The sequence below is a fragment of the Dietzia sp. UBA5065 genome, assembly GCA_002415925.1.
GTDB lineage: Bacteria > Actinomycetota > Actinomycetes > Mycobacteriales > Mycobacteriaceae > Dietzia.
The window spans coordinates 10777-23600 of sequence record DIAZ01000063.1; the positions used below are offsets into that span (position 1 = coordinate 10777).

The window sequence follows — 12824 nt, forward strand, 5'->3', positions numbered from 1 at the left end:
CCGCGGTCGTTGTGCGGGTGCAGCGACATGATGGTGGAGTCGCGGTGGGCCAGGTTGCGGTGCATCCACTCGATCTGGTCGGCGTACACGTTGGGCGTGGCCATCTCGACCGTCGCCGGCAGGTTGATGATGATGGGGTTCTCCGGCGTCGCGCCCACGACCTCGGTGACGGCGTCGCAGACCTCCTTGGAGAACGCCAGCTCGGTACCGGTGAACGACTCGGGCGAGTACTCCCAGCGCCAGTTGGTGTCCGGGTAGTCGCGCGCGATGGTGGTGACCAGCTCGGCGGCGTCGGTGGCGATCTTCTTGATGGCGTCGCGGTCCTTACGGAACACCACCTTGCGCTGCAGGATCGAGGTGGAGTTGTAGAAGTGCACGATCACGTTCGACGCGCCCTCGCACGCCTCGAACGTGCGGCGGATCAGGTCCTCGCGGCACTGGACCAGCACCTGGATGGTGACGTCCTCGGGGATCGCGTCGTCCTCGATGATCTCGCGGACGAAGTCGAAGTCCGTCTGCGACGCCGACGGGAAGCCGACCTCGATCTCCTTGTAGCCCATCCGCACGAGCAGCTCGAACATGCGGCGCTTGCGGGCCGGGCTCATGGGGTCGATCAGGGCCTGGTTGCCGTCGCGCAGGTCCACGGCGCACCACTGCGGGGCGTGGGAGATGGTCTTGTCCGGCCACGTGCGGTCGGGCAGCGAGACGTCCTCGACCTCGTCCGCGAAGGAGCGGTAGCGATGCGTCGGCATCGACGAGCCCTTCTGGCGGTTCCACGACGGTTGGTCGGGGCGTCCGGGCTTGGAGGGGGGAGTGATGGTCGACGACGACGAGACGAATGCGTCAGCGGGAGACATAACGGGGCTCTTTCCTGGATGCGATCTGGTGGGATCGGACCGGCGCGACGAGATCCCGCGACGGGGAGCCGGTCCGCCTCAGCGGGCCCCGCCGCGGCACCCAAGAAGGAGCACGCGCTGCATGGGGGCCACGATACACCGATTCCGAGGGCGTCACGGAATCGGGATGGTGAAGGTCGTGGACTCGGTGGTGACCGGTCCGGGCGGGGAGAGTGGCGAACCGGGTCCCAGTTCCTCGCCGTGGTGCATCGACCCCCACACCTGGCTGCACCCGGCCTCCTCGGCCACCTCGACGGCCTTGTCGACCAACTGGTGGGCGATCCCCTCGTTCCGCAGGTCCTCGCGTACGCAGATGCCGTAGACGAACAGGTCCGGGCTGGCGCCCAGGTGGCTGGTCTCGACCGCGACGAGCATTCCCACGGGAACCTCGTCCCTGATCGCCAGCAGGAGCAGGTTGGATCCGCGGTCCAGGAAGTCCTGGGTCCACTCGGCGGTGGGCGGGGTGGAGAACAGGTCCGTGGCGGACAGCACGAGGTCCGCGTCGGAGCGCGAAGCCCGACGGACAACGACCTCGTGCGCGTCCATCAGTCCAGTGTGGCAAACCCGGGCGGATTCGGCACGGTCGACGCCGATCGCGTCTCCGTCACCGCCCGGCGACCAGCCGGCCGGGAATGGCCTCGAGGAGCTCCCGGGTGTACTCGTGCTGCGGATCGGAGAACACCTCCGCCACGGGTCCGGACTCCACGGCCACGCCGTGCCGCATCACCACCACGTCGTCGCTGATCTGGCGGACCACCGCGAGGTCGTGCGAGATGAACAGGTAGCCGAGGTCGTGGTCGCGCTGCAAGCGTGCCAGGAGGTCGAGGATCTCCGCCTGGACCCGCACGTCGAGCGCGGAGACCGGTTCGTCGAGGACCACCAGATCGGGGTTGAGGACCAGGGCCCGGGCGATCGCGACCCGCTGCCGCTGCCCGCCCGACAGCTGGGCGGGCAGGCGTGTCAGGTACTCGGCACCCAGCGCCACCTGGTCCAGCATCTCCCGCGCCGATCGCCGCCGCGAGCCCCGGTCGCCGATCCCGAACGCCGCCAGGGGTTCGGTGACGATCTGCTCGACGGTGAGCTTGGGGTTGAGCGCCGAGTAGGGGTTCTGGTGCACCAGCTGCACCCGGCGACGGAACTCCCTCAGCTCCCGGCCCCGCAACGCGGTGACCGGGCGGCCCCCGACGCTCACCTGACCGGAGGTCGCGGTCTCCAGCCGGGCGACGATCCGCGCCGTGGTGGACTTGCCGGATCCGGACTCGCCCACCAGTGACAGGGTGCGGCCGCGGTGGATCCGGAAGCTCACCTGTCTCACCGCGTCGAAGCCGCGGCCCCGGCCCACGCGGAAGCTCTTGGACAGCCCGTCGACCGAGACCAGGGGCTCGCCCCGGGGTGCCGGTTCCCCGGACGTGCCCGCGGCCGGCTGCGATCCCGCCGAGCCCGCCACCGCCACACGCCCACGGGGCTCGACCGTGCGGATGCCGGGTGCGGCCCCGAGGAGCGCCCGCGTGTACTCGTGCGTGGGCGCCGTGAGGATCTGACGCGCGGTGCCCTCCTCGACTATCCGGCCGCCGCTCATCACGACGATCCTGTCGGCGCGGTCGGCGGCCACCCCGAGGTCGTGGGTGATGAGCAGAACCGCGGAGCCGGTGGCCGCGATCCGGGCGTCGAGGTGGTCGAGGATGCGCTTCTGGACCGTCACGTCGAGGGCGCTCGTGGGCTCGTCCGCGATCACGAGGTCGGGGGCGCACGCCAGCGCGATGCCGATGAGCACCCGCTGCCGCTGGCCGCCGGAGAGGTCCTGCGGGTATTGCCGGGCACGCAGCTCCGGGTGGTCGAGCCCCGCCTCGGCGAGGATCCGGATCGCCTCCGCCCGCGCGGTCCTCCGGTCGGCCCGGCCGTGGATGCGCAGCACCTCGGCGATCTGCTCGCCGATCCGGGTGACGGGGTTGAGGGACGAGGCGGGGTCCTGGGGGACGAGCCCGATCCCGGCCCCACGCAGCTTCTCCAGCGCGCGGTGGCCCAGGTGGTCGATGCGCTGGCCGTCGAACTCGATCGTGCCCGACAGGACCCGGCCGGGGCCCAGGCCGACGACCGCGTGGGCGGTGGTGGACTTGCCCGAGCCGGACTCGCCGACGATCGCCACCACCTCGCCGCGGTGGACCTCGAGGTCGATCCCGTGGACCGCGATCACGGCGTCCGGGCCGGAGCCGTAGGCGACCCGCAGGCCGCGGATCGTGAGGACGGGTGCGGTGGCGCTCATGAGCGGTTCCTCCCGGAGAGGCTGTGGCCGAGGTGGTGCGCTGACAGGACGACGGCGATGATCACGAGGCCCGGGAGGGTGGTCATCCACCACGCCACGGACAGGAAGTCGCGTCCCTCGGAGATCATCGAGCCCCATTCCGGGGCGGGCGGCGCGGATCCGAACCCGAGGAAGCTCAGCGCCGAGACCGCGAGGATGGCCATCCCGAACTCCACGGCGGCCAGCGAGATCACCGGGCCGTAGGAGTTGCGCAGGATGTGCCGACCCAGCACCGTCCACCAGCGCACGCCGCTCGCGAAGGCGGCCTCGACGTAGGGTGCCCGGCGGACCCGGAGGACCTCCGAGCGCGTGACGCGGGCGAAGCCGGCGATCATCGCCACTCCCACCGCGATGGCCACGTTGACCGTGCCGAACCCCAGCGCGGTGACCAGGGCGAGGGAGAGCAGCAGGGACGGGATCGAGAGCATCACGTCGACGATCCGCATGAGCACGATGTCCACCGCGCCGCCGACGGTGCCGGCGAGCAGGCCGATCAGGGTGCCCGCCACCAGGGCGATGGTCACCGCGATCAGGGTCGCGGTCAGGGACAGCCGGGCCCCGTAGACGACACGCGTGTAGAGGTCGCGGCCGATGTTGTCCGTGCCGAACCAGTGCTGGGGGCCCGGCGGCCGGAGCTTGTCCGCGGGGACGCCCGCGAGGGGGTCACCCGTGGCGAACACGGACGGGAGGAACGCGAACCCGATCACCGTGAGCACCACCAGCGCGGCCAGGGCCACCGACACGTGGGCCCGGGCCGGCCGGAGTCGGCGGGACCGGGGGCGCCGACCCCGCGGCTCCCCGGTGGAGGGGGCGGGGGATCCGGGGATCGCCGCGGCGGGGGGAGCAGCCGACGGGACGGCCCGGACCCGGGCCGGTTCGCGCTCGGCGAGCAGGACGTCAGACACGGGTCACCTCGATCTTCTCGGCGGACGGTGCGGAGGGTGTTGCGGCGGCCGTCCCCGCCACGCGGGCGGGGCGCGACGCCCGGGCGCCGGTGACGACCCGGGGGTCGATGAGCGGGTACAGCAGGTCGACGACGAGGTTGACGGCGACGAAGACCAGGGTCGACAGGACGACGATCCCCAGCACCACGGGGATGTCCTGGGCGAGGACGGAGGTCTGGGTGAGCCTGCCCACGCCGGCCCGGGAGAACACCGTCTCCACCACCACCGCGCCGGCCAGCAGGTTGGCCACCATGAGGCCGGCGATGGTGAGGGCGGGCAGGCTCGCCGACCGCAGGACGTGGTGCACGAGCACCCGGAAACTGCTCGCGCCCTTGGCCCGCGCAGTCTCGACGAACGGCTGCCGCGAGGTGGTGGCGATGCTCGTCGTGAGCACCTGGGCGATCATCGCCCCCGAGGGGATCGCCAGCGTGATCGCGGGCAGCACCAGGCTGGCGAGCCCTTTGTCCCCGAAGGCCGGAACCCAGCCCAGGGTGAAGGAGAACACCTGGAGCAGCATCAGCCCCACCCAGAAGGTGGGCACCGCGACCCCGAGCGGCGGCAGCGCGAGCAGCCAGGCCCGGACCCGGTCGTGCCCGGGGTAGCCGGAGGCCAGGGCGAGGAGGAGTCCCCCCGCGACGGCCAGGAGGGCCGCCGTGCCCGCCAGCGCGGCCGTCCCGGGGAGGGCCTCCCCGATCGCGGTGGTCACCGGCTGGCCGGTGGCGATCGAGGTGCCCAGATCCCCCTGCGCCGCGTTGCTCAGCGCGGTCCAGTACTGGACCGGCAGCGGCTGGTCCAGGCCGTAGCGGGCCTGCAGCTCGGCCACCGCCGCGTCGTCGACCTGCGCGGACAGGTCCCCGCCCACGGCGATGCTCACCGCGTCGGACGGGAGGACGAACAGGACCGCGAACGCGATCGTGAACGAGCTGAGCAGCACCACCGCGGCCTGGACCACCCGCCAGCCGATGTAGGCGATCACGGGTCAGGCCCCCACGAGCCAGGTGTCGTAGAACACCAGTCGGGCGGTGGCGTCGAAGGTCACGTCCTGCGTGTTCTCCGAGGCGCCGATGACCTGGGACAGCTCGATGGTCGGGATCCACAGACCCGCGTCGAGGACCTGCTCCTGGGCGGTGGCGAGCAGGGCGTTGCGCTTGGCCGTGTCGATCTCCGCGAGCTGGCCGGCCAGCGCGTCGTCGAGCGCCGGGATCGGGTCGGTCCGCTTGTTGAGGTTGGTCCCCTTGAGCGAGAACAGGGTGCGCAGGATGTCGCCGTCGGCACGGGTGACGTTGTAGTACACGGCGTCGTAGTCACCGGAGGTCTGTTTGGCGGTCATCTCCGGCGTGGACACCAGGCCCAGGGTCAGGTCGACACCGACCTCCTTGAGCTGTTGCTGGACCAGCTCGAGGATCGCCTGGTTGCCGGCGAACACGGCACTGTAGGTCACGGTGAACGCCAGGGGCACGCCGTCCTTGGCGCGGATGCCGCCGGGCCCCTCGACCCATCCGGCGTCGTCGAGGATCTCGCGGGCCAGGTCCGGGTCGTGGGTGGCGATGCCGGCGAGGTCCGTGTACCCCGGCGTCCGGGAGGCCAGGGAGCTGGTGGCCGGGTTGAAGTCGTCGTCCAGGACGGTGTCGATGAGCTCCTGCCGGTCGATCGCCGGGATGAGTGCCCGGCGGACGTCCGGGTCCGCGAGCACGCCGCGGGAGACGTTCGGCTGGATCCCGAAGGGCACTCCCGGGTTGCTCGTGGTGACGATCTCGCCGCCGGCGCCCTCGATCTGCGGGGCGTCCTGCGGCAGCGCGTCGCTGATGAGGTCGAGCTGGTCGGAGGAGACGGAGCCGGAGCGGACACCCGACTCGGGGACCACGGTGAACTCGATGCCGTCGAGGTACGCCTCGCCGGTGTGGGAGGCGACGGGGGAGGCCCAGTCGTAGCCGGTCCGTTTCTCCAGGGTGGCCGAGCGGTCCTGCTGCCAGTCGGAGTAGACGAACGGGCCGGTGCCGATGTTCTCACCCGCGCACCGCTCCTCGGCGGACAGGGCGACGGTCGACTCGGACTGGATGCCCAGCTGGGAGGTCGACGAGGCCTGGAGGAACTGGGCGTTGGGCGCCCCGAACTCGATCCGGACCGTCGTGGGGTCCTCCACGGCGATCTCCGTGAGCCCGGCCAGGAAGCTGGAGGCCTGGCCCGCCTTGGCGCCGAGCCCCGGGATGGCCTCGAAGTTGGCGCGGACCGTGTCCGCCGTGAGCGGCGTGCCGTCGCTGAAGGTCACGCCCTCGCGGAGGTGGAACGTGAAGGAGGTGGCGTCCGCGCTGACGTCCCAGCGCTCGGCGAGCCACGGGGTGATCTCGCCGGTCTCCGGGTCCTGGTCGGTGAGGGAGTCGACGACCTGGCGGGTGACGTAGATGGTCTGGTTGGTGCCGGCCTGGGTGGGGTCGGAGCAGGTCGGGGCCTGGGAGAGGCCGTAGCGCAGGGTGCCGCCGGGCGTGGGGTCGCCGGCGTCGGCGCCGGTGGTCGGGCCGGCGGACCCGCACGCGGCCGCCGCGAGGGACACGGTGAGCAGGGCGGCCGTGCCGGTGAGCAGGCGTGGGAGTCGGGTGGTCATCGGGTGCCTCCGTGGGCGGTCGTCAGGGGGGAGTCGGTGTGGTGGGCGGCGCGCACCGGGGCGGGTGGGAGATCGAGGTGCTCCCGCAGGGTCGACCCGGTGTAGGCGGTGCGGTAGGCGCCGCGCTCCTGGAGGGCGGGGACGAGCTTGTCGACGACGTCGTCGAGCCCGCCCGGGACGATGTACGGGGTGATGTTGAGCCCGTCGATCGCACCGCTACGGACGTAGTGGATCAGCCGGTCGGCGACGGCCGACGGCGTGCCCACCCAGCCGCGGCGGGCCGAGGTCTCGATGATGAGCTGCCGGATGGACAGGGTCCTCGCCTCGGCCAGCGCGCGCCACTGCGTCGCGATCTCCAGCGGGTCCTTGAGCCCGAACGCCGAGCCGCGCGTCACCGAGATCGGGGCCGGCTCCGGGTCGTCCGCGGGCAGCGGGCCGTCCGGGTCCAGGTGGGACAGGTCCCTGCCCCAGACCTGCCCGAGGATGGACAGGGCCGTGGCGCCGCTGAACTGGCCCTCGCGGACCCATCGCAGCTTCTCCTCGACCTCGGCCTCGGTGTCGGCGAGGACCACCTCGGCACCGGGCAGGATCCGCAGCTCGTCCGGCTGCCGCCCGAACGCGCGCAACCGGGCGCGCACATCGTTCGCGAAGGACAGGGCGTCGTCGAGGTCGCCGCCGTGCGCGGAGAAGATCACGTCGGCGTACTTCGCGGCGAAGTCGCGGCCCTGTGCGGAGTCCCCGGCCTGGAAGAGCACCGGGTGGCCCTGCCGGCTGCGCGGGGTGGTGGGGTGGAGGTCCACGTCGAACTGGGGCCCGGTCCACCGCGCCCTGCGCAGTGCACCCGCGTGGGACCAGCCGGGGGCGTCGGTGCCGGTGGCGACGGCGTCGTGGTCCCACCCGTCCCAGATCGCGCGGGCGGCCTCGACGAACTGCCCCGCGCGCTCGTAGCGCAGGGAGTGGTCGAGGAAGCCGCCGCGGCGGAAGTTCTCGCCGGTCCAGGCGTTGTCGGTGGTGACCATGTTCCACCCCGCACGCCCCTCCGAGAGCAGGTCGAGGCTGGACAGCCGCCGGGCCAGGTCGGCGGGCTCGTTGTAGGTGGTGTTCTGGGTGGCCACCAGGCCGAGGTGGCGGGTGATCCCGGCCAGGGCCGAGAGCTGGGTGATGGCGTCCGGGCGGCCGGCCACGTCCAGGTCCAGGAGCTTGCCCTGCTGTTCGCGCAGTCGGAGCCCCTCGCCCAGGAAGAAGGCGTCGAACAGGCCGCGCTCGGCGGTCTGCGCGAGGTGCCGGAACGACTCGAAGTCGATCTGGGAGCCGCTGGCGGGGTCGGACCAGATGGTCGTGTGGTTGACCCCCTGGAAGAACACCCCGAGGTGGACCTGCGCGTCGGGCCGCGGGTGGTCGGTGGTCCGGTCGGGATCGGGTCGGTGGGTGTGGGTGGTCATGACGCTCCGATGAGGTTGACGGGCCGGGCGAGGCCGAGGTGGTCGCGGAGAGTGGCCCCGACGAGGGGCCGGCGGAGGACGCGGCGGCCGAGGAGCGCCGGGAGGACGAGCCGGGTGAGGACCCGGATCTCCTCGTCCAGCACCAGCGGTCGCAGGATCGCGCCGTCGAGGAAGGACGCGAGCTCGGTGAGGATCCCGACGACCGTCGCGGCGTCCCCGGTGGCGGAGAAGGCGCCCGGATCGAGCACGAACCCGGTGTGGGCGTCGAGCGAGTCGATGCGCTGGGAGGCGGTCTCCGTCGGGTGGCCGGGACGGTCGAGGTCCAGGGCGACGAACACCTCGGCCACCACCCGCCCGGAACCGGCCAGACGGGCGTTCCGCGCGGCCGCGCGAAGCCGGTCCACGCTGTCGCCGGAGACCACCACCACGTCGGCGGCGTCCGCCGGGAGCTCGCCGTCCCGGCCGAACACCACGACCTGCCCCTGCGGGGGCCGGGGCACGATGGACGGCCCCGTGACGCTGAGGTTCTCGCCGACGAAGCCGACGTGGCGGATCCGGTCGCGGTCGAGGTAGCGGCCGGTGGTCGAGTCGCGGATCACGGCGTCGTCGTCCCACGAGTCCCACAGCGCGCGCGCCACGGTCACCGCGTCGCGCTGGTCGGCGTCGATCTGCTCGTCCGTCCGCGCCGGGACCCCGAAGGCCGGACCGGCCGCGCGGTCGGTGGTGCGCGCGGCGAGCCAGCCGGCGCGGCCCCGCGACGCGTGGTCGAGGGAGGCGATCTGGGTGGCGACGTGGAACGGCTCGCTGTAGGTGGTCGACGCCACCGGCACCAGGCCGATGGCGCTGGTGGACCCCGCGACGAACGCGGCGCGGGTCACCGCGTCGATCCGGCCCTGGGTGTCGGGGCCCGGGGCGCCGGCGACCGGCGAGTCGTCGAACAGGGCGAACGTGAACCCGGCGTTCTCCGCCGCCGCGACCACGGTGCGGACCCGGCGCGGGGTGAGGAGTTCGGCGGGCGAGTGGGAGGCCCGACGCCAGGCGGCGGGGTGGTACCCGTCGCCGTCGACGTCCAGACCGAGTGCGAATGTGCTCATGACAATCCCCATGCAGTGGCTAGGAGCTCGTGCGACCGGAGGCGGTCGTCGTGGCGGTGGGTGACGGAGGTGATGACGAGTTCGTCGGCCCCGGTGAGGGCCTGCAGCGCCTCGAGGCGGGCCACGACGGTCCCGGGACCGCCGACGAACTGCGTCTCGACCCGGTCTCGGACCAGGGTCAGTTGCTCGGGCGTGAGGGGCTCGGCGGTCGCGGGGTCGGGGTACTGGACGGCCCCCCGGCCGCTGCGGATGCTGTGCACCCAGTGCGGGTAGGTACTGGCGAGACCGGCGGCGGTGTCGTCGTCGTCGGCCACCACCACGTCCGCGGAGACCACCACATACGGCTCGGGGTACGCCTCGGACGGGACGAACGCGTCCCGGTAGGCCTCGACCGCCTCGAGCGTGGTGGACGGGCTCACGTGGTAGTTCGCCACGAACGGCAGGCCGCGGCTCCCGGCGACCTGCGCGCTCTGGCCCCTGCTGCTGCCGAAGATCCACACCTGCAGGTCCGCGCCGGCCCCGGGCGTGGTGCGCAGTTCGACGCCGTCCGGGGTGGTGTAGCTGCCCCGCAGGAACGCCTCGATGTCGTCGACCTGCTCGGCGAAGTCCGGCGGGATCGCGCCCCTGGGGGTCACCGCGTCGAAGGATCTCGTCGCGAGCCCGCTGGTGAGGAGCTTGCCGAGATCGAGCGGGGCGGGGATGACCACCCCGTCGATCACCTCTCGCTCGCGGGTGGGCGCTCCGGCCTCCGCCGCGGCGGCGGACGCTGTGACCGCCTTCTCGATCTCGGCCCGGCGCTGCCCGGAGCGTCCGAGCCCCAGGTCGAACCGGCCCGGGTGGAACGCGTCGAGGGTCGCCCACTCCTCCACGATGCTCACCGCGGTGCGGTGGCCGGTCTGGACCGCCGCCGACCCGACCCGGATGGTCGAGGTGGCGCCTGCGATCTGCCCCGCCAGCACGACGGGGGAGGAGCTGGCCACGTCGACGAAGTGGTGTTCGGCCAGCCAGTAGCGCGAGTAACCCCACTGCTCGGCGTGCCGGGCCAGGTCCACGGTGTCGTGCAGCGCCGTGGCGGCGTCGGAGCCCTCGCTGATCGGGGCCAGGTCGAGGACGGACAGGGGGACGCGGGTCGGGGCGCTCATACGAGGACCTCCGCCCGTGCGGAACGGTCGATGCGTGCGGTGGTGGCGGTGGGGTCGACGACGACGACATCGGTGGCGTCGCGGTCCGTGAGCAGCGGACGGCTGGGGATCTCCCGGCGCAGGACCGGCGCGATCTCACTCTGGAAGAGTTCCAGCGAATCCCGATGCGCGCCGGCCGGCAGACCGTCGGCGTCGGCGTGGAGGTGGATGACCTCGTGGCCGAACCGCTCGTTGTAGCGCAATACCTTGTCGATGATCTCCTGCGGGCTCCCGAGCAACAGAGAGCTTCTCTCGATTGCGTCCTCCAGGGAATGGAATACCGGCGTGAGGCCGAATTCCTTCGCCCTGGCGATATTCCTCTCGAATACCGGACGATAGGTGTTCTTCGCGTCCTGCGAAATTCTGGCCGCGTAATAGCCGGCGGTGCCCGCGCCCACGCGGGCGTCGGCCGGATCGTGGCCGTGGAATTCCCACCGCTCGCGGTAGTGGTCGATCAATTCCGCGTACGGCTCGATGGGGTTGGTGACGTTCGCCGAGAACACCGGATCCCCGTGCAGGGCGGCCAGTTCGACGGACTCCCGGCTGGTCGCGCTGCCGTGCCAGATGGTGATCCGCTTCTGCAGCGGCCGGGGCAGGGCCTCGGCGTCCGTCAGCGGCGGGCGGAAGTGCCCGCTCCAGTTCACCTTCTCGCTCTCCCAGAGCGCGCGGAAGAGCTCGTACCCCTCGCGGTTGCGGTCCCACTGGTCGGCCTCGGTGACGTGGAAGAGCTGGGCCTGAGCTGCGCCGTTGCCCTTGCCGACCATCAGCTGGAGGCGGCCCCCGGACAGGTTGTCGAGCGTCGAGTAGTCCTCGAACGCCCGGACCGGGTCGAGCAGGCTCAGGGTGGTGACGGCCGTGAAGAGGGCGATCGACTCGGTTCGCGCCGCGATGTGGCTGAGCACCACCGGGGGCGCGGAGGACAGGAACGGGCGCTCGTGCCGCTCGCCCACCGCGAACCCGTCATAGCCGAGTTGCTCGGCCAGGACGGCGTTGTCCACCACCTCCCGCAACCGTTCGGAGGGTGAGGGCACTCGCCCGGTCGCCGGATCCGGCGACGTGGCGATAAGGGTCATCAACAGGAATTTCACAGGGCTCCTCGCAGGGAAGGCCGCGCGGAATGCGGCCTTATCCATTCATCGGTCCCGGCGGTAGCACCCGCGCCCGAGAAGATCGGGGGGTTGCTGCGATGTCGACGAGCCGGGTCTCTCAATCGCTCGTGATGATGCGAGAGAGACGCTACGGGCGGGATTGACGCCCCGGCAATATTTTCGTGCAGCGGTGAGGAAAGGCCGCAAAGGAATCGTGGGGAGGGGAATTCAGCGCAGTTCGGGACCCGGTTCGGTCTGGAATGCCACGTGGCGGAACCGGGGATTCGCGCCGCACGGGGTCACCTGTTGGCGATCATCCAGTCGATCCAGCCGTTCTGCGCGGGGATCGATTCGTACCAGGCCGGGTTGGTGCCGTCGGGCTGGCGCCGCGCGTGATCCGAGCCCGAGTGCAGGCCCACCAGCCGGTCGCCGTGGAACACGGGCCCGCCGGAGTCGCCGAACCCGTATCCGCCCTGGATGGTGTGGGACAGCCCGATCCGGGAGCCGGCGCGCGGCGCCATCCGGTCGAGGCGCGTCAGGCCGGTGAGCACCTCCGGGGACCGCGCCCCGCCGGCGGTGGTCTCGCCGAAGCCGTGGAAGCGCAGGACGGTGCCGGGGGCGGGGTCGACGCCGCCGCGCAGGACCGCGGGCGCGGGGGCGGGATGGGCCAGCTTGAGCAGCATCACGTCCCCGGCGGGGGCGTGGTAGGCGGCCACGGGGGCGTGCCGGCCGAGGCTGCCGGTGTCGAGGGAACCGAACGCGCCGACGATCGGGGGGCTCGCCAGGGACGCGGTCTCGGCGAAGCCGCCGGGGACGGTGGCCCAGTTGCCGAATCCCAACGTGTAGGCGCCCGCGTCGGCCGGGCCGCAGTGCGCGGCCGTGGCCACCCACCGCGGGGCCACCACAACGCCGGTGCAGGGTGTGCCGGGGGCGGCGTGGAACGAGGTGATCTGGACGGCCCAGGGGGCGGGGCCGGAGGGGGCGCCGTTCACCACGGCGCCGGCGGTCGGGGCGGCGAGGGCCAGGGGGGCGGCCAGGGCGGCGACGGCGGCCGCGGCAGTCGCGAGGCGGGCGGCGCGGCCGAGGTGGGTGGCGCGGTCACCGCGCGCGGAGCGGCCGGTGCCACTGGGGCGAGTGAGGCGCATGGGGCCCAGCCTAGGTGACGCTGCGGGGTCGTCGGGCCGCTTGGGGTGGGTCCTCATGGTTCAGGGATCGCGGGGGACCCCGGGTGCGTTACCCCGGCCGCCTCGCCCCGTACCGCCTCGCCCCGTGCCG

Annotated in this window: 10 protein-coding genes, 1 pseudogene and 1 riboswitch; all 11 genes and pseudogenes read right to left on the reverse strand. The window is 72.5% G+C overall.

What is annotated here, in order from left to right; genetic code table 11:
• Positions 1 to 857: pseudogene (locus B4M60_RS04850) on the reverse strand (2-isopropylmalate synthase); the annotation flags it as partial.
• Positions 858 to 1010: 153 nt separating this feature from the next.
• A complete protein-coding gene (locus B4M60_RS04855; RefSeq protein ID WP_291080812.1) occupies positions 1011 to 1442 on the reverse strand; it encodes a GNAT family N-acetyltransferase in 432 nt (143 codons plus the stop codon).
• Positions 1443 to 1500: 58 nt separating this feature from the next.
• A complete protein-coding gene (locus tag B4M60_RS04860; RefSeq protein WP_291080814.1) occupies positions 1501 to 3159 on the reverse strand; it encodes a dipeptide ABC transporter ATP-binding protein in 1659 nt (552 codons plus the stop codon).
• Positions 3156 to 3941 carry an ABC transporter permease gene (locus B4M60_RS04865; protein WP_291080836.1) on the reverse strand — a complete coding sequence of 262 codons (786 nt, stop codon included), beginning with the start codon at positions 3939 to 3941 and terminating at the stop codon, positions 3156 to 3158. The genes B4M60_RS04860 and B4M60_RS04865 overlap by 4 nt, the downstream gene beginning before the upstream one ends.
• Before the next feature lie 154 nt (positions 3942 to 4095).
• Complete coding sequence (locus B4M60_RS04870) at positions 4096 to 5118, reverse strand: ABC transporter permease (RefSeq protein ID WP_291080816.1); 1023 nt, start codon at positions 5116 to 5118, stop codon at positions 4096 to 4098.
• Between the two features lie 3 nt (positions 5119 to 5121).
• Positions 5122 to 6744: an ABC transporter substrate-binding protein gene (locus B4M60_RS04875; RefSeq protein WP_291080818.1), complete on the reverse strand. Its 1623-nt coding sequence runs from the start codon at positions 6742 to 6744 to the stop codon at positions 5122 to 5124.
• Entirely contained in the window at positions 6741 to 8186 is a 1446-nt protein-coding gene (locus B4M60_RS04880) for an NtaA/DmoA family FMN-dependent monooxygenase (protein WP_291080820.1), read from the reverse strand. Before B4M60_RS04880 ends, B4M60_RS04875 begins: the two co-directional genes overlap by 4 nt.
• Positions 8183 to 9280 carry an LLM class flavin-dependent oxidoreductase gene (locus B4M60_RS04885; protein ID WP_291080822.1) on the reverse strand — a complete coding sequence of 366 codons (1098 nt, stop codon included), beginning with the start codon at positions 9278 to 9280 and terminating at the stop codon, positions 8183 to 8185. The genes B4M60_RS04880 and B4M60_RS04885 overlap by 4 nt, the downstream gene beginning before the upstream one ends.
• Entirely contained in the window at positions 9277 to 10422 is a 1146-nt protein-coding gene (locus B4M60_RS04890) for an LLM class flavin-dependent oxidoreductase (protein WP_291080824.1), read from the reverse strand. The genes B4M60_RS04885 and B4M60_RS04890 overlap by 4 nt, the downstream gene beginning before the upstream one ends.
• Positions 10419 to 11549 carry an LLM class flavin-dependent oxidoreductase gene (locus tag B4M60_RS04895; RefSeq protein WP_291080826.1) on the reverse strand — a complete coding sequence of 377 codons (1131 nt, stop codon included), beginning with the start codon at positions 11547 to 11549 and terminating at the stop codon, positions 10419 to 10421. The genes B4M60_RS04890 and B4M60_RS04895 overlap by 4 nt, the downstream gene beginning before the upstream one ends.
• 42 nt (positions 11550 to 11591) lie before the next feature.
• Positions 11592 to 11686: riboswitch (SAM riboswitch) on the reverse strand.
• A 162-nt stretch (positions 11687 to 11848) separates the two neighbouring features.
• Entirely contained in the window at positions 11849 to 12694 is an 846-nt protein-coding gene (locus B4M60_RS04900) for a trypsin-like serine protease (protein ID WP_291080828.1), read from the reverse strand.
• Positions 12695 to 12824: the final 130 nt, after the last annotated feature.